Source organism: Micromonospora qiuiae (assembly GCF_016863555.1).
GTDB classification, from domain to species: domain Bacteria; phylum Actinomycetota; class Actinomycetes; order Mycobacteriales; family Micromonosporaceae; genus Micromonospora; species Micromonospora qiuiae.
The window spans coordinates 1-19,214 of the sequence record NZ_BOPC01000004.1 but is presented as its reverse complement, the minus strand read 5'-3'; the positions used below and the strand labels follow the sequence as shown (position 1 = coordinate 19,214).

The 19,214-nt window shown below is 72.0% G+C and carries 18 protein-coding genes, 1 pseudogene and 1 riboswitch; of the genes and pseudogenes, 15 read left to right on the top strand and 4 right to left on the bottom strand.

From position 1 onward, the window contains the following. Positions 1 to 242: 242 nt before the first annotated feature. From Vqi01_RS01260 to Vqi01_RS01235, 6 genes and pseudogenes are all read left to right on the top strand, one after another. Positions 243 to 466: pseudogene (locus tag Vqi01_RS01260) on the top strand (TcmI family type II polyketide cyclase). A gap of 45 nt (positions 467 to 511) precedes the next feature. Beyond that, positions 512 to 1,291 carry an SRPBCC family protein gene (locus Vqi01_RS01255; protein ID WP_204032137.1) on the top strand — a complete coding sequence of 260 codons (780 nt, stop codon included), beginning with the start codon at positions 512 to 514 and terminating at the stop codon, positions 1,289 to 1,291. Continuing rightward, complete coding sequence (locus Vqi01_RS01250) at positions 1,284 to 1,682, top strand: cupin domain-containing protein (protein ID WP_204032135.1); 399 nt, start codon at positions 1,284 to 1,286, stop codon at positions 1,680 to 1,682. The genes Vqi01_RS01255 and Vqi01_RS01250 overlap by 8 nt, the downstream gene beginning before the upstream one ends. Beyond that, positions 1,679 to 2,953: a beta-ketoacyl-[acyl-carrier-protein] synthase family protein gene (locus Vqi01_RS01245; protein ID WP_204032134.1), complete on the top strand. Its 1,275-nt coding sequence runs from the start codon at positions 1,679 to 1,681 to the stop codon at positions 2,951 to 2,953. Before Vqi01_RS01250 ends, Vqi01_RS01245 begins: the two co-directional genes overlap by 4 nt. Further along, positions 2,950 to 4,203, top strand: a complete 1,254-nt coding sequence (locus Vqi01_RS01240; protein WP_204032132.1) for a beta-ketoacyl synthase N-terminal-like domain-containing protein — start codon at positions 2,950 to 2,952, stop codon at positions 4,201 to 4,203. Before Vqi01_RS01245 ends, Vqi01_RS01240 begins: the two co-directional genes overlap by 4 nt. Positions 4,204 to 4,795: 592 nt before the next feature. Further along, on the top strand, positions 4,796 to 7,087 hold the full coding sequence (locus Vqi01_RS01235; protein ID WP_204032130.1) for a HelD family protein: 2,292 nt from the start codon (positions 4,796 to 4,798) through the stop codon (positions 7,085 to 7,087). 113 nt (positions 7,088 to 7,200) lie between these two features. On the opposite strand, the gene Vqi01_RS01230 is transcribed toward Vqi01_RS01235, so the two are convergent. Beyond that, positions 7,201 to 7,605 (bottom strand): MmcQ/YjbR family DNA-binding protein, encoded by a 405-nt coding sequence (locus Vqi01_RS01230; RefSeq protein WP_204032129.1) that lies wholly within the window; start codon positions 7,603 to 7,605, stop codon positions 7,201 to 7,203. A 130-nt stretch (positions 7,606 to 7,735) separates the two neighbouring features. Here Vqi01_RS01230 and Vqi01_RS01225 point away from each other — a divergent pair, with 130 nt between their 5' ends. Beyond that, complete coding sequence (locus tag Vqi01_RS01225; RefSeq protein ID WP_204032127.1) at positions 7,736 to 8,824, top strand: alpha-hydroxy acid oxidase; 1,089 nt, start codon at positions 7,736 to 7,738, stop codon at positions 8,822 to 8,824. Positions 8,825 to 8,904: 80 nt separating this feature from the next. Further along, on the top strand, positions 8,905 to 9,165 hold the full coding sequence (locus Vqi01_RS01220) for a hypothetical protein (protein ID WP_204032125.1): 261 nt from the start codon (positions 8,905 to 8,907) through the stop codon (positions 9,163 to 9,165). A 62-nt stretch (positions 9,166 to 9,227) separates the two neighbouring features. Here Vqi01_RS01220 and Vqi01_RS01215 read toward each other — a convergent pair whose 3' ends face one another. Beyond that, positions 9,228 to 10,664: a glycine hydroxymethyltransferase gene (locus Vqi01_RS01215; RefSeq protein WP_204032123.1), complete on the bottom strand. Its 1,437-nt coding sequence runs from the start codon at positions 10,662 to 10,664 to the stop codon at positions 9,228 to 9,230. Between the two features lie 18 nt (positions 10,665 to 10,682). Beyond that, a riboswitch (ZMP/ZTP riboswitch) is annotated at positions 10,683 to 10,773 on the bottom strand. Between the two features lie 184 nt (positions 10,774 to 10,957). On the opposite strand from Vqi01_RS01215, the gene Vqi01_RS01210 reads away from it, so the two are divergent. Beyond that, a complete protein-coding gene (locus Vqi01_RS01210) occupies positions 10,958 to 11,185 on the top strand; it encodes a hypothetical protein (RefSeq protein ID WP_204032378.1) in 228 nt (75 codons plus the stop codon). Positions 11,186 to 11,277: 92 nt separating this feature from the next. Further along, complete coding sequence (locus Vqi01_RS01205) at positions 11,278 to 12,249, top strand: DNA polymerase domain-containing protein (RefSeq protein WP_204032122.1); 972 nt, start codon at positions 11,278 to 11,280, stop codon at positions 12,247 to 12,249. A gap of 7 nt (positions 12,250 to 12,256) precedes the next feature. Here the strand turns inward: Vqi01_RS01205 and Vqi01_RS01200 are convergent, their stop codons facing one another. Next, entirely contained in the window at positions 12,257 to 12,763 is a 507-nt protein-coding gene (locus Vqi01_RS01200; RefSeq protein WP_204032120.1) for an Lrp/AsnC family transcriptional regulator, read from the bottom strand. A 105-nt stretch (positions 12,764 to 12,868) separates the two neighbouring features. Between Vqi01_RS01200 and pdhA the strand changes: the two genes are divergently transcribed. The 5 genes from pdhA to Vqi01_RS01175 all read left to right on the top strand — a co-directional run bounded on the left by pdhA (position 12,869) and on the right by Vqi01_RS01175 (position 18,625). Then, complete coding sequence (pdhA, locus tag Vqi01_RS01195) at positions 12,869 to 14,035, top strand: pyruvate dehydrogenase (acetyl-transferring) E1 component subunit alpha (protein ID WP_204032118.1); 1,167 nt, start codon at positions 12,869 to 12,871, stop codon at positions 14,033 to 14,035. Then, a complete protein-coding gene (locus Vqi01_RS01190; protein ID WP_204032117.1) occupies positions 14,035 to 15,057 on the top strand; it encodes an alpha-ketoacid dehydrogenase subunit beta in 1,023 nt (340 codons plus the stop codon). The genes pdhA and Vqi01_RS01190 overlap by 1 nt, the downstream gene beginning before the upstream one ends. Then, positions 15,054 to 16,562 carry a dihydrolipoamide acetyltransferase family protein gene (locus Vqi01_RS01185; protein WP_204032115.1) on the top strand — a complete coding sequence of 503 codons (1,509 nt, stop codon included), beginning with the start codon at positions 15,054 to 15,056 and terminating at the stop codon, positions 16,560 to 16,562. Before Vqi01_RS01190 ends, Vqi01_RS01185 begins: the two co-directional genes overlap by 4 nt. A 264-nt stretch (positions 16,563 to 16,826) precedes the next feature. After that, positions 16,827 to 18,083 carry a L,D-transpeptidase gene (locus Vqi01_RS01180; RefSeq protein ID WP_204032113.1) on the top strand — a complete coding sequence of 419 codons (1,257 nt, stop codon included), beginning with the start codon at positions 16,827 to 16,829 and terminating at the stop codon, positions 18,081 to 18,083. A gap of 188 nt (positions 18,084 to 18,271) precedes the next feature. Then, positions 18,272 to 18,625: an STAS domain-containing protein gene (locus Vqi01_RS01175; protein WP_204032111.1), complete on the top strand. Its 354-nt coding sequence runs from the start codon at positions 18,272 to 18,274 to the stop codon at positions 18,623 to 18,625. 55 nt (positions 18,626 to 18,680) lie between these two features. Here Vqi01_RS01175 and Vqi01_RS01170 read toward each other — a convergent pair whose 3' ends face one another. Next, positions 18,681 to 19,058, bottom strand: coding sequence for an FKBP-type peptidyl-prolyl cis-trans isomerase (locus Vqi01_RS01170; RefSeq protein WP_204032110.1), 378 nt, complete (start codon positions 19,056 to 19,058; stop codon positions 18,681 to 18,683). Positions 19,059 to 19,214 lie beyond the last annotated feature (156 nt).

Below are 19,214 nucleotides of genomic sequence, written 5' to 3'. Positions count from 1 at the left end.
AACATCGATGTCGACAAACCGACCTGTTGCCATCCATGAAGTCGGCTCTGAACTGGGCAACCTTGCCGACCGTGCGATCCGGCGCGTTCAGCATATTCACAGATTGCGTCAACGTAGCGTCACTAAGAGCGGTCGTGCCGCGCCGCCTCGATGACGCTCCGGTGACGCCGGGCTCCGCATGGTGTCGGAAGTCGTCGGGGACGCCGGGAGGCGTCGCCACCGAATCACGGGGGAGGACCGGCATGGATCGAACGGTGATCGTCGCGAAGGTGGTTCCGGGCGCCGCGGACGCGGTGGCCGAGATCTTCGCCGAGTCCGTCACGACCGAACTGCCACGCCTGGTGGGTGTCCGGCACCGGTCGCTGTACCGGCTGCGCCCTTCATCACACCGTACCTGCCCCACTGGCGTTCGCCCCGGGACGCCATGGCCCGCTGCTTCTACAGCTTCGACGGACGGTGCGCGTGACCGCCACCGCGCGCGGTTAGCCCCATACACCCCGAGGAGGAGACGATGACCGTCACCGACGGCCGCTCGCTGACCGGCGAGATAACCGACATCCTGGTGACCAACTGCGGCCTGGACCCGGACGCCGCTGCCCGCGCACCGACCGCCTCCCTGGAGGAGCTGGGGATGGACTCCCTCGCGCTGCTCGAACTCGCCGCGGTCGTCGCCGACCGGTACCAGGTGACCATTCCCGAGCAGGCCGCCCAGCTGAGCATCCCCGCCGTGGCCGACCTGGTCGCCGGGCGTGCCGAACCGGCGATCCCCGCCGACACGCCCGCGTCCGCCGAGCCGCCGCCCAGCGATCCGCCCGGGCACACCGAGAACAGCATCCTCATCGCCGCGCCGCTGGAGCTGGTCTGGTCGGTCACCAACGACGTCGCCGGCTGGCCCGACCTGTTCACCGAGTACGCGAAGGTCGAGATCCTCGGGCGCGACGGCGACACCGTCCGGTTCCGGCTGACCATGCACCCCGACGAGAACGGGGTGAAGTGGAGCTGGGTCAGCGAGCGTACCCCCGATCCGACGACGTGGCAGGTGCGGGCCCACCGGGTGGAGACCGGCCCCTTCGAGTACATGCACATCCACTGGACCTATCGACAGGAACCCGAGGGCGTCCGGATGACCTGGACGCAGGACTTCGCGATGAAGCCGACCGCACCGGTGGACAACGCCGGGATGACCGAGCGGATCAACACCAACAGCGCGGTGCAGCTGGCAGTGATCAAGGAACGCATCGAGCGGCTGGCGGGGGAACGCGGTGCCGGGACGGGGGACGACGATGACTGACCTGGCCCTGGTCGCCGCCCGGGACGTGCCCGCCGACCGGCGTCGCGGCGGCGAGCTGCGGGTCCTGCTCGGTCCCCGTACCGTCGGCAGCACCTCCGGCTTCATGGGGGTGGCCGCCATGGCGCCGGGGGAGCGCATCGCCGAGCACTACCACCCCTACAGCGAGGAGTTTCTCTACGTCGTACGCGGCTCGATCACCGTCGACCTGGACGACGAACCGGTGCCGTTGGCCGCCGGCGAGGCGCTGTTCGTGGCTCGCAACGTCCGGCACCGGCTGCGCAACACCGGCGACCTGCCCGCCGAAGTGGTCTTCCACCTCGGACCGTTGGCACCCCGGCCGGAACTGGGTCACGTCGACACCGAGCCGGCCGAGCAGCGGGAAACATCATGACCGGCCGTCGCAGCGTGGTCACCGGCATCGGGGTGGTCGCGCCCGGCGGCGTCACCCGGGACCGGTTCTGGAAGAACCTCACCGAGGGGCGTACGGCGACCCGGCGGATCAGCTTCTTCGACCCGTCGCCGTTCCGCTCACAGATCGCCGCCGAGTGCGACTTCGACCCGTACGCCGCCGGCCTCAACACAGAGCAGCAACAACGCGCCGACCGGTACGTGCAGTTCGCACTGGCCTGCGCCGCCGAAGCGGTCGCCGACAGTGGCCTGGAGCTGACCGACGCCGACCGCGACCGGGCCGGAGTCGTGCTCGGCACCGCCGTCGGCGGCACCATGGCCCTGGAACAGGAGTACGTCACCGTCAGCGACGGTGGCCGGCACTGGCTGGTCGACGCCGCGCTCGGCGGCCCGTACCTCTATCCGGCGCTGGTGCCCAGCAGCCTGGCCGCCGACGTGGCCTGCCGGTACGGGCTGCACGGCCCGGCGCAGGTCGTCTCCACCGGCTGCACCTCCGGCATCGACGCCATCGGGTACGCCCACCAGCTCCTCGTCGACGGTGAGGTGGACATCGTGCTCGCCGGTGCGGCCGACTCGCCGATCTCCCCGGTCACCGTCGCCTCCTTCGACGCCATCAAGGCCACCAGCCCGGACAACGACGATCCGGCACACGCCTCGCGGCCCTTCGACGCCGATCGGCGGGGCTTCGTGCTGGCAGAGGGGGCGGCGGTGCTGGTACTGGAGGATGCCGGGCACGCCCGGCGACGCGGCGCGCACGTCTACTGCGAGGTCGCCGGCTACGCCAGTCGCAGCAACGGCTACCACATGACCGGGCTGCGCCCGGACGGCCGAGAGATGGGGCTGGCCATCACCGATGCGCTGCGGCAGGCCCGGCTCTGTCCCGAGGACATCTCCTACATCAGCGCGCACGGCTCCGGCACTAGACAGAACGACCGGCACGAGACAGCCGCGTTCAAGCGGGCGCTCGGGCCGGCCGCGTACCGGGTGCCGATCAGCTCCATCAAGTCGATGGTCGGGCACTCGCTGGGCGCCATCGGCTCGATCGAGATGGCCGCCTGCGCCCTCGCGATCGAGTTCGGCGTGGTGCCGCCGACGGCGAACTGGACCACCCGGGACCCGGAGTGCGACCTGGACTACGTGCCGAACACCGCCCGGGAAGTGCCGGTCGACGTGGCGCTCTCGGTCGGCAGCGGCTTCGGCGGCTTCCAGTCGGCGATGCTGTTCCGCCGGCTCGCCCGGGAGGTGCCGGCGTGACCGAGCGGCGGCGTCGGGCGGTGGTGACCGGGATCGGGGTGGTCGCCCCCAGCGGCGTGGGCGCGGAGCAGCACTGGCGTACGGTGCTGTCCGGCCAGCGCCGCACCGGGCCGATCACCCTCTTCGACGCCAGCGAATACCCGACCCGGCTCGGCGGCGAGGTGGCGGACTTCGACCCGGCCCGCCACGTCGACAACCGGATCCTGGTGCAGACCGACCGCTGGACCCACCTCGGGTTCGCGGCCACCCGGCTGGCGCTGGCCGACGCCGGTCTGCCCGAGCAGGCACCCGACCCGTACGACTGGGCGGTCACCCTGGCCAGTTCCTCCGGCGGCAACCTGTTCGGTCAGCGGGAGCTGCAACGACTCTGGTCGTCACCGGCGCGTACGGTCGGCGCGTACCAGTCGATCGCCTGGTTCTACGCGGCCAGCGTCGGGCAGCTGTCCATCCGGCACCAGGCCAAGGGGCCGTGCGGGGTGCTGGTGACCGAGTCGGCCGGCGGGCTGGACAGCCTCGCCCACGCCGTACGCACGATCCGGCGCGGCACCTCCGTGGTGCTGGCCGGGGCGACCGAGTGCCCGCTGAGCCCGTACGCGCTGGCCTGCCAGCTGCGTTCCGGCCTGCTCAGCGAGGTGACCGACCCGGAGCGGGCCTACCGGCCGTTCGATGCCGCGGCCTGCGGCTACCTGCCGGCCGAGGGCGGCGCGGTCTTCGTGGTCGAGGAGCACGATCACGCGGCGGCCCGCGGCGCCCGGATCTACGGCGAGGTGGCCGGCTGGGGCGCCACCCACGACGCCGCGCACACCTCGCCCACCTCTATCGGCGACCCGCACCAGTACGCCCGGGCAATGCGGCTGGCCCTGGGCCGGGCCGACGCCGAGCCGGCCGAGGTGGACATGGTGGTCCCCGACGCGCTCGGGGTGCCCCGCTACGACCGCGCCGAGGCCACCGCGCTGCGGGCGGTCTTCGGCGAGGCGGCGCCGGTGAGCACCCACAAGGCGTTGACCGGGCGGGCACACCAGGGCGGATCGGCGCTGGACGTCGCCACCGCCCTGCTCGCCTACCGGCACGACACGCTGCCCGCGTCGGCCGGCCCGCAGACTGTCGCCGACGGCTGTGAGCTGGACTTCCTGCGCCAGCATCGGCGTCCGCGTACCCGGGTGGCGCTGGTCTGCGCACGGGGCTTCGACGGATTCAACAGCGCGCTGGTGCTGCGCGGATCGACACCGGCCGGAGAGGAGCGACGATGACACGAGGGACGGTGGTCTTCCTGGTCCGGGTGCCGGCCGGACCCACCGAGGACCTCCTGCGGGCCCCGTCCCGGCCTGATCGCCTGTGTCATCCGTTGCTCACCGAGCGTCGACAGATGGAACCGATCCTGCCTCCTCGGGAACCGCGTCGGCAATCCCGCCAGTCGGCCGTTTCGATCAGCCATTTGCATCTGGCAACGTGAATGCGTGCTGCCATAGGGTTTCTGCAGGTAGAACCCGCGGGCCGCACCCGCGCGCACCGACGTGGGGGTGGCGATTCCATGACCGGCCCGCTGCACTGTCCGACCGAACCCGCCGAGCTTCGGCCCCGGATCGTCCTTCCGCCCGCCGCACCGCCCGCTGCACCGCCCGCCGCGCCGCCAAGGCGGGACGAGACTCGGATGATTGCGGTGGCGTCGCCGTCCGGTGCGGCGCAGGAGCGCCCCGGCGTGAAGTGACCCGTCCTCCCGATGCCACTTTCATTGTAGGAGGCAAAACAGCCTTTCGGATCGTCGCGAAGACTGATTTATCCACCCCTGAACTGGTCATACGCTTCGCCGGACGTGTCAAGCCATGCGTATCGGGGGGCACTGTGTCTGACGCCAGGGGCCGGGAGATCGCTGCCGAGCAGCAGGTCGTGGACCGGGTCTACGAGTTGCTGGAGGGGATGCGCAGGCGGGCGAACGACCTCGCCGGTGAGGGCCACCGGCGGGCGGCCGCCGGCCCGGCCACCGGCCTGGTGGAGCGGGACGCGATGGTGCACCAGGCGGCCGTGCGGCTGCGGGCGCTGGACGTCGAGGCGGAGGGCATCGTCTTCGGCCGGCTCGACTTCGACGACGGCGAGAGCTTTCACATCGGCCGGCTGGGCGTACGCGACGGTCTGGAACCGCTCCTGATCGACTGGCGGGCGCCGGCCGCCGCGGCGTTCTACCGGGCGACGCCGGGGGAGCCGCTCGGCGTGGTACGCCGCCGGGTCATCATCTGCCGCGGTTCGAAGGTGGTCGACCTCGACGACGACGTGCTCTCCCCGGACCGGGCCGGTGACCTTCGCGTGCTCGGTGAGGGGGCACTGCTGGCCGCGCTGCGCCGCTCCCGTGGGCCGCACATGCGCGACATCGTCAGCACCATCCAACGGGAACAGGACGAGGCCATTCGGGCACCGGCCCGGGGCGTCACCCTGATCAGCGGCGGCCCGGGGACCGGCAAGACCCAGGTCGCGCTGCACCGGGCCGCGTACCTCCTCTACACCAACCGGGGCCGGTTCACCGACGGCCGCATCCTGGTGGTCGGCCCCTCGACGGTCTTCACCCGCTACATCAGCCGGGTCCTGCCCTCGCTCGGCGAGGAGAGCGTGCACCTGCGGGCCCTCGGCGAGCTGGTCGATTCGGTGACCGCCACGCGCCGGGATCGCGCGCACGTCGCGCGGATCAAGGGCGACGATCGCATGCGGAACGTGCTGGTCGAGCTGATCTGGCAGCCGCCGCCGAGCGCACCACGCCGGCTGCGACTGGTGTACGCGGGTCAGGTGCTCACGCTCGACGCGGAGGACCTGGCGGTGGTCCGCCGTCGGGTCCGCACGCGGTGCGAGGCGAGCGGCACCAGGCCCAACGCGGCCGGCCCGACCGCCGCCGCCGTGCTGGTGGACGCCCTGTGGCAGAAGGTGGACGGTAGGCACCTCGATCGGGAGCTGTTCGCCGAGGACGTCGGCGATCGCAACGAGCTGCTCGGCTTCCGGCAGGCATGGTGGCCCACGCTGGCCCCGACGGAGGTGCTCTCCTGGCTCGGCGACCCGGCACGCGTGATCGGCCTGGCCCCCGAGGACGCCGAGACGCTGGCCGCGACGTACCGCAGCCGGTCCGACTGGTCCGTGGACGACGTACCGCTCCTCGACGAACTGGCCGAACTGCTCGGTGAGCCACCAGCCGCACCGAAGGCACCGGAACCCGAGTGGCGGCTCCGCGAGCTGACCATCGGCACCCGGACAGTGGCGACCTTCGTGCTCAGCTGCGGGCTGCAGGAAGGATGGGAACTGTACGCACCCCACCTCCCGACCCCGATCGCGCTCGCCGGGCCGACCATCGACAACGATGCGATCGGCGCCGCGCAGCGGTGGGCCGAGGCGGTCATCCTCCGCGAAGGGCACCACGTCGTCGGCTGGACCGACGGTTTCGACCCGCACGGCGAGGAGGGCTACGTGCCGGTGCTGGCCGAGCCGCTGCCGGTCGAGGGACCCGACGACGACTCCGCCATCGAGGAGCCGTACCTGCACGTCATCCTCGACGAGGCCCAGGACCTGTCCCCGATGGAGTGCCGGATGATCGCACGCCGCGTCGAGTACGCCTCGATGACCGTCGTCGGTGATCTCGGGCAGGCGACCCATCCGCTGGCGGCGGAGTCCTGGCCGCAGCTGCTCGCCCGGATCGGCAAGCGGGAGATCCGGACCCTGGAGCTGCACACCGGTTACCGGGTGCCGCAGGTCATCGCGGAATACGCGGCACGGGCTCTCGCCCCCGGGATCGCGCCCACGCGGTCGTACCGGCCCGGCGGCACACTTTCCGTACGGCAGGTCGACGACCTCCACGCCGCGCTCCGCGACGCGGCCCGCCAGGCCCCGCGCGACGCGGCCGTCGCCGTCATCGCCGCCGACGACCGGGCCGAGGCGCTCGCCGGGCTCATCGACGCGCCCGACGTCGCGGTGGTCCCGGCCAGTCTGGTCAAGGGCCTGGAGTACGACCACGTCATCGTCGTGGAACCGGCCGAGATCGTGGCCGCCGAGCCGCGTGGCATGAACCGTCTGTACGTCGTGCTCACCCGAGCCGTCGCGACCCTGGTCGTCCTGCACCACGAGGCGCTGCCCGCCGCCCTGCGGGACGCACCTCAGTAGATCTTGGACGCGCGAGGCCTCCCTGAGGGCAGAAAGTGCCCAAGATTGCCTGCACCTCGGCCGTGATGGGAGTGCGCCCGGCTGCCGCCGGGCGCACTCGGCGAGCCCACGGGTCAGGTGCGCGGCGGTGCCGTTTCGGCTCGATAGGCGGCGGCGAGTCGCTTCGGGGCGCGGGCGTACCACGCCTCCACGATCAACTCAGTCAGCTCATCGACCTCGATCCGGTCCAGCCGGACCAGCACGATGGGGTAGCCGTCGAGATGTGGCGTGGCGAAGTAGAGACCCGGGTCGTCGGCGAGTAGTGCCTCTTTGACGCCGACGTCAGCCACCCGTACGCCCAGGATCGGCCCGTCCGGTGCCGCCGGCCCGAGAGCGTCGAGGTCGGAGCGGCGCAACGGGCGCTCCCAGACGAAGGACCTGTCCCGGACCTTCCACGCAGGCAGTCCGTCGTACGAGGGTCGCTCCGCGCTTTCCGGCAGGCTCAGCGCGATCCGGCGTACGTCTTCCCAACTGGCCATCGCCCGACCATACGCTTCCGTACTGCACCCGGAGCACACCGTGACCGCCGCCACCCGAGCCGAACTTGTTAATAAGGGGCCCTTCCTATGCACGAGGCGTTAATAGGGGGCCCTTCCTTAAGGTGTGGTCATGCAGATTGACGTGCCGGTATGTCTGGCTGATTTTGCTGAGCGGGCCCGAGCGGTGCTGCCGCCGGAGGTGTGGGACTACCTGGACGGCGGCAGCGGCACCGAGATCACCCTCGAGGCGAATCGACGGGCGCTCGACCGGGTGGGTGTGCTGCCCCGGGTGCTGGCCGGGGTGGCCACCGCCAGCCTGCGGACCCGGCTGCTCGATCGGGAGTACGCGATGCCGGTCGGTGTGGCGCCGATGGCGTACCAGCGGCTGGTGCACCCCGACGGCGAGATCGGGTTGGCCGGCGCGGCCCGGGCCGCCGATCTGCCCTACCTGGCCAGCATCCTGGGCAGCACGCCGATCGAGCAGGTCACCGCGACCGGCGCCGAGGTGTGGTTCCAGCTGTACTGGCTGCGTGACCGGGCACTGGTGGCGGAGTTGCTGGCCCGGGTGCGCGACGCCGGCTGCCGGGCGCTGGTGGTGACTGTGGACGTGCCGGTGCTCGGCCGACGGTACCGGGACCTGCGCAACGCCTTCCGCCTGCCGCCGGATCTGGTGCCGGCGAACCTGCCCGGCGGTCGCGACGACCTGGCCCACGGCGGTACGCCGGGCGTCAACCCGGTCGCGGCGACCAGCGGCGGGGCCTTCGCACCGGCGCTGGGCTGGGCGGACCTGCGGTGGCTGGGCGAGCACTGCGAGCTGCCGCTGGTGGTCAAGGGCGTCCTCGATCCGGCCGACGCGGTACGGGCGGTCGACGCGGGTGCGCGTGCGGTGGTGGTGTCCAACCATGGCGGACGGCAGCTCGACGGAGCGCCGGCCAGCGCCAGCATGCTGCCCGAGGTGGTCGCCGCCGTGGGCGACCGGTGCGAGGTGTTGCTGGACAGCGGCATCCGGGGCGGCCTCGACGTGCTGCGGGCCCTGGCCCTGGGGGCTCACGGGGTGCTGGTCGGCCGGCCGATGCTCTGGGCGCTGGCTGCCGGGGGAGAGGCCGGGGCGAGCGTCGGGTTGGCGCTGCTCGCCGACGAGTTGCGTGACGCGCTGGCCCTCGCCGGCTGCGCGGATCCGGCCGCCGCCCGCGCGCTACGGACCGTGCCGGTCGGCTGAGCGACAGCTTCGACCTGCCGTGTTCACCGCTTGGCAACCTGTGACGGCCGCCCTGCCGCCGTCCTGGGTGGACGGTCATAATGGGCGGCATGATTGCCTGGGAGTACGCCCTGCTGGTCCGCCGCTACCAGGGGCAGGGCCGGAATTTTCATGTCACCTTCGTCTGGTACGGGCCGGACGGGTCCCGAACGGATGTCACGGCGTACGGCGACACCGCGGTCGCGCACCTCAACCGGGTCGGGCGGGAGGGCTGGGAACTCGTCACGGCCGCCGAGGACGTGAACAACGTCCAGGGCAGCACCGAGGTGCACCGCTACCACCTCAAGCGCCCACTCAACTGAACGCCGACCGGCCGGCCCAGGCTGCCTTCACCAGCGCCAGGGCCGGCCGAACCGTGCGCCGGTCAGGTCAGGTCGACGTTCGGGTAGAGCGGGAAGCCGGCAAGCAGCTCGGTGGCCTGACGGCTGACCTTGTCGGCGAGGGCCGGGTCGAGCACGTACTTCGCCTTGCTGGCGGTGCCGTCCGGGCCGGTGCCGGCGGTGGTCTGGCTCAGCACGGTGTGGATCAGCTCGGCGGTGGCGTCCATCTCCGCCAGGCCCAGCCCGCGGGTGGTCAGTGCGGGCGTGCCGATCCGGATGCCGGAGGTGTACCAGGCGCCGTTCGGGTCCTGCGGCACCGCGTTGCGGTTGGTGACGATGCCCGAATCCAGCAACGCCTGCTCGGCCTGCCGGCCGGTCAGCCCGTAGCCGGTGACGTCGATCAGCACCAGGTGGTTGTCGGTGCCGCCGGTGACCAGCTTCGCGCCCCGGCGCAGCAGGCCCTCGGCCAGCGCCTGGGCGTTGTCGACGATGCGCTGGGCGTAGTCGGCGAAGTCGGGGCGACGGGCCTCGGCCAGCGCGACCGCCTTGGCGGCCATCACGTGCGGCAGCGGGCCGCCGAGCACCATCGGGCAGCCCCGGTCCACCTGGTCGGCCAGCTCCGGGCCGCAGAGCACCATGCCGCCGCGCGGGCCGCGCAGCGACTTGTGGGTGGTGGTGGTGACGATGTGCGCGTGCGGTACCGGGTCGAAGTCGCCGGTGAAGACCTTGCCGGCGACCAGGCCGGCGAAGTGGGCCATGTCCACCATGAAGGTCGCGCCGACGGAGTCGGCGATCTCCCGCATGATCCGGAAGTTCACCTTCCGGGGGTACGCCGAGTAGCCGGCGACCAGCACCAGCGGCCGGAACTCGCGGGCCGCCTCGGCCACCTTGTCGTAGTCGACCAGGCCGGTCGCCGGGTCGGTGCCGTAGCTGCGCTGGTCGAACATCTTGCCGGAGATGTTGGGCCGGAAGCCGTGGGTCAGGTGCCCACCGGCGTCCAGCGACATGCCGAGCATCCGCTGGTCGCCCAACTCCCGACGCAGCGCGAACCAGTCCACCTCGGTCAGGTCGTTGACGTGCCGGGCCTTCGCCCGCTGCAGCGCGGGGGCCTCCACCCGGTCGGCCAGGATCGCCCAGAAGGCCACCAGGTTGGCGTCGATGCCCGAGTGCGGCTGCACGTACGCGTGCGCCGCGCCGAACAGCTCGCGGGCGTGCTCGGCGGCGAGCGCCTCGACCGTGTCGACGTTCTGACAGCCGGCGTAGAAGCGGCGGCCGACCGTGCCCTCGGCGTACTTGTCGCTGAGCCAGTTGCCCATGGCCAGCAGGGTGGCCGGCGAGGCGTAGTTCTCGCTGGCGATCAACTTGAGTGACTGGCGCTGGTCGGCCAGTTCAGCGCGGATGGCGTCGGCGATGCGCGGCTCGACACCGCCGATCACCTCGAGTGCGCTGCTGAAGGCGGTGGACTCGACGTTGCGCGGCATGCGACCTCCTGGTGACGTGCGGAAGGCCCAGGCGCTCGGCATGCGTCCTCGTGACGGGGCCGCTCCCCGATGGTTCTCCATCTCCAATGCGCCAGTCACGGCCCGCAGGGAATCCTACCGGGTACGCCGCCGCCACGCCGTCGCGCCCGCCCCGGCCGGGGCACCCGACCGGTCTGTCCGGTCCCGGTCGGCGGGTCCGTCGCCGCACTTTCGGCCCGGTGGGTGTGCCGGCCCGAGCCGGGGGTACCCGGCGGGGACCTGACGGAGCTACCTGGAGGTGAACCGTGGCCACGATGACGCACCCGGCCAGCCCGGTGAAGGACAAGAACTACGACCTGATCCACGCGATTCAGATGTCGCTGGAACACATCTGGCAGATGGAGACGTACATCGCCGACGCCGAGTCGCGGGGGGACAACGAACTCGCCACCTGGTTCCGCAAGATCCAGGAGAACAACCGCAAGGCGGGCGAGCAGGGCAAGCAGATGCTCATCTCGCGCCTGCAGCGGGAGAACGGCTGATCGACGCGGACACCGTGGACCGGGTGGGGCCCGCGCCGCCCGGTCCGTCCGTACGCCCACCCGTGTCGGTGACCCGTCGTACCCTGTGAGCCGTGGCGGGCGCGGCTGAGGAGATCCAGGTGGGGCGGCGGACGGTCCGCGTCTCCAGCCCGGACAAGCCGTACTTCCCCGACCGGGGGCTGACCAAGCTCGACGTGGTGCGTTACTTCCTCGCCGTTGGTGACGGCATCCTGCGCGCGCTGCGGGATCGGCCGACCATGCTGGAGCGGTGGCCCCGGGGTGTGTTCGAGGGGGCGACCATCGCCACCCGGCAGGACAACCGGGGCGACGCGTTCTACCAGAAGCGGGTGCCGGCGGGGGCGCCGGACTGGGTGGGCACCGCGCACATCACCTTTCCCAGCGGCCGGACGGCGGACGAGGTCGCGCCGGATGAGTTGGCGGTGGTGATCTGGGCGGTCAACCTGGGCACGCTGCGCTTCCATCCGTGGCCCGTCACCAAGCACGACGTCGAGCGGCCGGACCAGCTGCGCATCGACCTGGACCCGCTGCCGGGGGTGGGGTTCGACCAGGTGGTGCCGGTGGCCCACAAGGTGCGCGCCTTCCTCGACGAGTTGGGCCTGGCCGGCTACCCCAAGACCACCGGCGGGCGGGGTCTGCACGTCTACGTGTCGATCGAGCCACGGTGGAGCTTCGGCGACTGCCGGCGGGCGGTGCTGGCGCTGGGGCGCGAGATGCAGCGTCGTCGCCCGGATCTGGTCACCACCACCTGGTGGCGCGAGCAGCGGGACCGGCCGGTCTTCGTCGACTACAACCAGATGGCCCGGGACCACACCATGACCTCGGCGTACTCGATCCGGCCCACCCCCGCCGCGTTGGTCTCGGCCCCGTTGGACTGGGCCGAGCTGGACGACGTCCGGCCGGAGGATTTCGACGTCACCAGCATGCCGGGTCGGTTCGCCGAGCGCGGGGACCCGCACGCCGGCCTCGACGAGCGGCGTTTCTCCCTCGAACCGTTGTTGGCGTTGGCCGACCGGGAGGGTCTGGAGGCGCCGCCCGAGAGCTGAGCGCCGGTCACGTCCACGGGCCGCGTTCCCCGTCGAACTCGTCGAAGACCAGCCAGGTGCGGGTGGCGAGCACCCCGGCGATGCCCTGCACCCGGTCCAGCACCACGTCCCGCAGGGTGGCGTTGTCCGGCGCCCGGACCAGGGCGAGCACGTCGTGCTCGCCGCTGAGCAGCGCCACGTGCTCGACGTAGCGCACCTGGGCCAGCTCCGCGGACACCTCGCGCCAGGTGTTCTGCTCGATGGTGAGCGCGACGTACGCCGAGGTGCCCAGCCCGGCCGCCTCCGGCGCGATCCGTGCCCCGAACCCGGTGAGCACACCGTCGCGCAGCAGCCGCTCCACCCGCGCGTACGCGTTGGTGCGCGAGACGTGCACGCGTTCAGCGAGCGTACGGATGGACATCCGGCCGTCGCGGACCAGTTCGTCGAGGATGCGCCGGTCCACTTCGTCCAGCGCGACGGCCGTTCGTCCCGTTCCGGCCGCCGGGCCCGGCCTCAGGTTGTCCTCCTGGCTCATCTCCGCCCCCCCGGCCGTGTCATTCGTCCCGCGTTCACCGGGCATCTTGAGTCAATCATCCGAGCACAGGAGCATAGTGCCACCACACGTCCAGGAGGTCCCGCCGTGACGAGCACCCCCCAGGCGGTCCGCAGGGCATCCCCGCGGAAGCGCCGGCCGGCCACCCCGGCAGCGCCCCACCCGTCCGCCGCCCTGCTGCCCCAGGCCGAACCGGTCCGGCTGCTCAACCCGGACGGCAGCCCGCTACCGGCCCGCGCCGACTACCCCGAGCCGCCGCTGGCGGCGTTGCGCGAGATGTACCGGCGGATGGTCGTCGGACGACGCTTCGACGCGCAGGCGACCGCGCTGACCAAGCAGGGCCGGCTCGCCGTCTACCCGTCCTCGCGAGGCCAGGAGGCGTGCCAGGTCGGCGGTGTCCTGGCCCTGCATGACGACGACTGGGTCTTCCCCACCTACCGGGAGTCGGTGGCGTTGACCGCCCGCGGCATCGACCCGGTCGAGGTGCTCACCCTGCTACGCGGCGACTGGCACTGCGGGTACGACCCCGCCGCGCGGTACACCGCCCCCCAGTGCACCCCCCTGGCGACCCAGTGCGTGCACGCCGCCGGCCTGGCCTACGGCGAGTCCTACCAGGGGCGCGACACCGTGGCGCTGGTCTACATCGGCGACGGCGCCACCAGCGAGGGCGACTTCCACGAGGGGGTCAACTTCGCCGCCGTGTTCAAGGCACCGGTCGTCTACTTCGTGCAGAACAACCGGTACGCGATCAGCGTCCCGCTGTCCCGGCAGACCGCCGCCCCCTCGCTGGCCTACAAGGGCGTCGGCTACGGCGTACCCAGCGAGCAGGTCGACGGCAACGACCCGGTGGCGGTACTCGCCGTGCTCAGCCGGGCCGTCGCCCACGCCCGCGCCGGCAAGGGACCGTTCCTGGTCGAGGCGCACACCTATCGGATGGAGCCGCACACCAACGCCGACGACGCCACCCGCTACCGGGACGCCGACGAGGTCGAGGCGTGGCGCGACCGTGACCCGATCACCCGGCTGGAGAGCTACCTGCGCACGCGCGACATGCTCGACGACGCGGCCGTCGCCGAGATCGCCGAAGAAGCCGAGGCGTACGCCGCGCGGCTGCGCGACCGGATGAACGCCCAGCCCACGGTCGACCCGCTCAGCCTCTTCGAACACGTCTACGCCCAGCCCACCCCGCAACTGGCCGAGCAGCGCGAACTCCTTCGCGCCGAGCTGGCCGCGGCGCAGGAGGGAGACGCCTGATGGCCACCATGACCATGGCGAAGGCGCTCAACGCCGCGCTCGCCGACGCGATGCTCGACGACGAGCGGGTCGTCGTCTTCGGCGAGGACGTCGGGCAACTCGGTGGGGTGTTCCGGATCACCGACGGCCTGCAGGCCCGCTTCGGCGACAAGCGCTGCTTCGACACCCCGCTCGCCGAGGCCGGCATCGTCGGCTTCGCCGTCGGGCTGGCCATGTCCGGGCTGCGCCCGGTGGTCGAGATGCAGTTCGACGCGTTCGCGTACCCGGCGTTCGAGCAGATCGCCTCGCACGTGGCGAAGCTGCGCAACCGCACCCGGGGCGCGTTGAGCGTGCCGATGGTGATCCGGGTGCCGTACGCCGGCGGCATCGGGGGCGTGGAACACCACTGTGACTCCTCCGAGGCGTACTACGCGCACACCCCGGGGTTGAAGGTGGTCACGCCGGCGACTGTCGCCGACGCGTACTCCCTGCTGCGCGAGGCGATCGACGACCCGGACCCGGTGGTCTTCATGGAGCCGAAGAAGCTCTACTTCGCCAGCGCCGAGGCGGACCTGCCGGCGCGCACCGCACCGTTCGGCCGGGCCGTCGTCCGCCGGCCCGGACGCGACGCGACCCTGGTCGCGTACGGGCCGGCGGTGCCGGTCGCGCTGGAGGCCGCCGAGGCTGCCGGGGAGGAGGGCTGGGACCTGGAGGTGATCGACGTACGCACCATCGTGCCGTTCGACGACGCCACCGTGACCGACTCGGTGCGCCGCACCGGCCGCTGCGTGGTGGTGCAGGAGGCGCAGGGCTTCGCCGGGGTCGGCGCGGAGATCGCCGCCCGGGTGCAGGAGCGCTGTTTCCACGCCCTGCACGCCCCGGTGCTGCGGGTGGCCGGGCTGGACATCCCGTACCCGGCGCCGATGCTGGAGCACACCCACCTGCCCTCGGTCGACCGGGTGCTGGACGCGGTGGCGCGGTTGCAGTGGGACGACCAGCCCGACCCGCGCTGGCTGACCGAAGGCAGCGGAGTGCCGGCATGAGCGAACGTGTTTTCCTCCTGCCCGACCTCGGGGAAGGGCTCACCGAGGCGGAGATCGTGCGGTGGCGGGTCGCGGTCGGCGACATCGTCACCGTCGACCAGAGCGTGGTGGAGGTGGAGACCGCCAAGGCGGTCGTGGACGTGCCCTGCCCGTACGCCGGCCTGGTCGTCGCCCTGCACGGCGCGGAGGGTGAGGTGCGTCCGGTCGGCCAGCCGCTGATCACCGTTGCCGCGGCCGGCACCGAGGCCGCCGGGCCGGCCGGCGGCGGTGCCCGGCGCGCGCCGGACGAGCCCGTCGGGCACGCGGTCTACCGCGAGGAGGAGCGCGCCGGCTCCGGCAACGTGCTGATCGGGTACGGCACCGGTCACAGCACCGCCCGGCGGCGGCGCCGCCCCCGGGTGGCGCCCGTCGCGCACCCTGCCGCGCCGGCCGGCCCACCGGTGTCCGCGCAGCCGCACCCGAGCCTCGCGCCGCTGGCACCCACCGCGGCCCCGCTGCCCGGCGCGTCCGCCGTGTCGGATCGGTCGCCGGCACTGGTCATCTCGCCGATCGTGCGGCGGCTCGCCCGGGAGCATGGGGTGGATCTGACCACCCTGCGCGGCAGCGGTCCCGGCGGGGTGGTCCGCCGCGCCGACGTGGAGGCGGCCGCCGGCGCGGCGATCGTGGCCGGCCCCTCGGGCGGCGTCGGAGCCGTGGCGCCGCCAGTCGTCGGGACCGACCGGGAGTTGGCGGATGCCGCGAGTGGCAAGGGCCGGCTAACCGCCGTCCCCGACCTGCCGGCGGCGCACGTCGGGCTCGCCCCGCCCGGTACGTCGGACGTGGTCGTCCCGTTGACCGGCATCCGCCGGGCGATCGCCGACAAGCTCTCCCGTAGCCGGCGGGAGATCCCCGACGTGACGATCTGGGTCGACGCCGACGCCACCGCGTTGCTGGAGACCCGGGCCGCCATCAACGCCGCCCGTCCCGACCGTCCGGTGAGCATCCTGGCCCTGCTTGCCCGGATCTGCCTGTCGGGGCTGCGCCGCTACCCACAGCTCAACTCCCGAGTCGACACCGAGGGCCAACGGATCATCCAGTCCGCCGGGGTGCATCTGGGCATCGCCGCACAGACCGAGCGTGGTCTGGTCGTCCCGGTGCTGCGCGACGCCGACCGGCTCACCACCGTGGAACTGGCCGCCGAACTCGCCGCGACCACCGCGGCGGCACGGGCCGGTGAGTTGCCGCCGGCCCGGCTGACCGGGGGCAGCTTCACGCTGAACAACTACGGGGTGTTCGGGGTCGACGGCTCCACCCCGATCATCAATCATCCCGAGGCGGCGTTGCTCGGTGTGGGGCGCATCGTGGACAAGCCGTGGGTGGTCGACGGGCACCTCGCGGTGCGCAAGGTGACGCAGCTCAGCCTCACCTTCGACCACCGGGTCTGCGACGGTGCGGTGGCCGGCGGCTTCCTGCGGCACGTCGCCGACTGCGTTGAGCAGCCGGCACTGCTGATCGCCGCTGTTTGACCCCGACCCCGCGCGCCCGGCGTCTCGTAACGGACGCCGGGCCCGCCGACGTACGGCCGTGACACGGCCGGGCAGGACGCACCGGACCTCGGTTTGCCGGATAACGCTCGCAGACGGTACGTCGGACGTGTTCGCCGGTACGCCTGGCGCTATTCTCGGAAAAAGTCCCTGGCAATATTCGTGCTGTTCCTGGGAAATTGCGAAATCGACACCGCGCTGCCGGTGAGAATGTGGCGGAGGACGGAGCAAACGGGGGGAACAATCATGACGCTGAGGGGGCGATTGGCGCTGCTGGCGGTGACCGTCGCGGCGGCACCGCTGGCGTTGGGCGCGTGCACCATCGACCGTAAACAGGGCAACGAGGGGCGGTCCGCCGTGCCGGAGTTGACCGTGACGCCGGCCGAGGGGGCGCGGGACGTGCCGATCAGCGGTGAGATCGGCACCCAGGTCAAGCATGGTCGAATCACCGCCGTACAGATCACCGACGACAAGGGCGCCACGGTCGCGGCGGAGCCCCGCGAGGACGGTTCGGGCTGGGTGCCGAGCAAGACCCTGCAGCCGAAGCGGACCTACACCGCGGAGGTGACCGCCACCGGCGATCGCGGAAAGACGGTCACCCGCAAGACAACTTTCACGACCCAGCCGAAATCGTCAAAACCGGCCATCACCAGCACCCTTTACTTCGAAGGCAACCGGACGTACGGCACGGCCATGCCAGTAACGGTGGCCTTTGACCCGCCAATTCCCAAAGAGGCCAGGGTGGATGTGCAGCGCCGTTTGTTTGTGAAGACGGACCCGCCCCAGCCGGGCACCTGGTCCTGGGTGTCCGACGGCAGCCAGGTCTATTACCGGGCACCCGACTTCTGGCGGCCGGGCACGACGATCAGCGTCCGTGCGGCGCTGGAGGGCCTCCCGATCGGCAAGGAGAACGTCGGCGACGCTGACCGGCGGGCCACCTCGAAGATCGGCCGGCAGGTCGAGTTGGAGATCGACGGCGCGACCAAGCAGATGGCGGTGCTCCGGGACGGCAAGCTGCTGCGCAAGTTGCCGGTCAGCCTCGGTAAGCCGAGCACGCCGACCTCCAGCGGCAAGATGGTGATCATGGAGAAGCACGAGCTCACCACCTTCGACACGCGGGGCTCGGCCGATCCCTACGTGGTCGATGTCGAGGACGCCCAGCGGCTCACCTGGGGTGGCGAGTTCATCCACGGTGCCCCCTGGTCGGAGGGGGACCAGGGCTACACCAACGTGTCGCACGGATGCACCAACCTCTCCGCGGCCAACGCCGACTGGTTGATGGGGGTCACCCAGGTCGGCGACCTGGTCACCATCAAGGGCACCGAGGTGACGCTCGACGAGGGCAACGGTTGGACGGCCTGGAACGTCAGCTGGGACGAGTTCGCCAAGGGCAGCGCCCTGCCCGTGCCGCCCGGGCTGGGGCCAACACCGACCCAGGCACCGGATCCGGGGGCGGTGGCCGGTGGCTCGCCGGAACCGACGCCGTCCGCCAGCGGCGGCTGACCGGGGCGTACCCGCCGGGCCGGTCCGTCGTGGACCCGCCCGGCCGTACGCTGCGTGACGCGGAGCACGCCACCCTGGGGATCCACCCTAGGGTGGACACCGAGGTCACCCGGGTCATGCCCTGGGATTACCCCGGAACCATCGCTACGCAGGGTGGAACTGTCGGTGCCGGACGATAGGTTCGGTTCATGCGAGAGCGCGAGGAGCGGTTCCACGTCGAGACGACTGTCTTCGACGAGGCGGTGTGCGTACGAGCGGTCGGTGTGATCGACGTCGCCACCGTCGCCGCGTTCCGTGGTGCGCTCTGGGCGGCACCGGCGCGGCCGGAGCTGCGGGTGGATCTCTCCGACCTGCTGATGCTCTCCGCTGCCGGGGTGCGCGCGCTGGTCGCCGCGCGACTGCGAGTGCGCGCCCAGGGTGGCGAGCTGGTGCTGGTGAACCCGTCGCCGGTGGTGGAGCGGGTGCTGCGGGCCACCGGCCTGCGCCGGGTCATCCCGGTCGTCGTCGGGGCGGCACCGGAGCCGCTGCTCGCCGCCGTGTGAGCCGTGGGCGAGCGTCCGGCGCCGGGCACGGGGGCCGGCGCCGGACGCTCCGGGGTCAGCGGAGGTCGAGCAGGTCGACCACGAAGACCAGGGTCTCGTTGGGCTTGATCAGGCCGCCGGCTCCCCGGCTGCCGTAGCCGAGGTGCGGCGGGATGGTCAGCTTGCGCCGGCCGCCGACCCGCATCCCCACCACGCCCTGGTCCCAGCCGGCGATGACCCGCCCGCCACCGAGCGGGAACTCGAACGCCTGGCCGCGGTTCCAGGAGGCGTCGAACTCGGCGCCGGTGGAGTGCGAGACGCCGACATAGTGGACGCGGGCCACCTGGCCGGGCTGGGCCTCGGCTCCCTCGCCGAGGGTGATGTCCTCGATCACGAGGTCGGCCGGTGGGGCGCCCTCGATCGGACCGATCTCAGGCTTGGTCGCCTGGTTCATGTGGGTTCTCCTGTACGTCGGTACCCGGTCAGCGCAATCCTGCCGGATGCTACGGCAGGAGCCCCCGCCCCCTTGCCGATCTTGCAGTTTCGGTCGCTGATATGGGCGATACGCCCCATATGCCGCGACCAAAAGTGCAAGATCGCGGGGCGGGGC

What these genes read in the sequence shown, in the direction of transcription:
- Vqi01_RS01255 (WP_204032137.1), top strand. Translation starts at nt 512, where the DNA reads ATGACCGTCACCGACGGCCGCTCGCTGACCGGCGAGATAACCGACATC.
- Vqi01_RS01250 (WP_204032135.1), top strand. Translation starts at nt 1,284, where the DNA reads ATGACTGACCTGGCCCTGGTCGCCGCCCGGGACGTGCCCGCCGACCGG.
- Vqi01_RS01245 (WP_204032134.1), top strand. Translation starts at nt 1,679, where the DNA reads ATGACCGGCCGTCGCAGCGTGGTCACCGGCATCGGGGTGGTCGCGCCC.
- Vqi01_RS01230 (WP_204032129.1), bottom strand. Translation starts at nt 7,605, where the DNA reads ATGGCCAGTTGGGAAGACGTACGCCGGATCGCGCTGAGCCTGCCGGAA.
- Vqi01_RS01225 (WP_204032127.1), top strand. Translation starts at nt 7,736, where the DNA reads ATGCAGATTGACGTGCCGGTATGTCTGGCTGATTTTGCTGAGCGGGCC.
- Vqi01_RS01220 (WP_204032125.1), top strand. Translation starts at nt 8,905, where the DNA reads ATGGGCGGCATGATTGCCTGGGAGTACGCCCTGCTGGTCCGCCGCTAC.
- Vqi01_RS01215 (WP_204032123.1), bottom strand. Translation starts at nt 10,664, where the DNA reads ATGCCGCGCAACGTCGAGTCCACCGCCTTCAGCAGCGCACTCGAGGTG.
- Vqi01_RS01210 (WP_204032378.1), top strand. Translation starts at nt 10,958, where the DNA reads ATGACGCACCCGGCCAGCCCGGTGAAGGACAAGAACTACGACCTGATC.
- Vqi01_RS01200 (WP_204032120.1), bottom strand. Translation starts at nt 12,763, where the DNA reads ATGAGCCAGGAGGACAACCTGAGGCCGGGCCCGGCGGCCGGAACGGGA.
- Vqi01_RS01190 (WP_204032117.1), top strand. Translation starts at nt 14,035, where the DNA reads ATGGCCACCATGACCATGGCGAAGGCGCTCAACGCCGCGCTCGCCGAC.
- Vqi01_RS01185 (WP_204032115.1), top strand. Translation starts at nt 15,054, where the DNA reads ATGAGCGAACGTGTTTTCCTCCTGCCCGACCTCGGGGAAGGGCTCACC.
- Vqi01_RS01180 (WP_204032113.1), top strand. Translation starts at nt 16,827, where the DNA reads ATGACGCTGAGGGGGCGATTGGCGCTGCTGGCGGTGACCGTCGCGGCG.
- Vqi01_RS01175 (WP_204032111.1), top strand. Translation starts at nt 18,272, where the DNA reads ATGCGAGAGCGCGAGGAGCGGTTCCACGTCGAGACGACTGTCTTCGAC.
- Vqi01_RS01170 (WP_204032110.1), bottom strand. Translation starts at nt 19,058, where the DNA reads ATGAACCAGGCGACCAAGCCTGAGATCGGTCCGATCGAGGGCGCCCCA.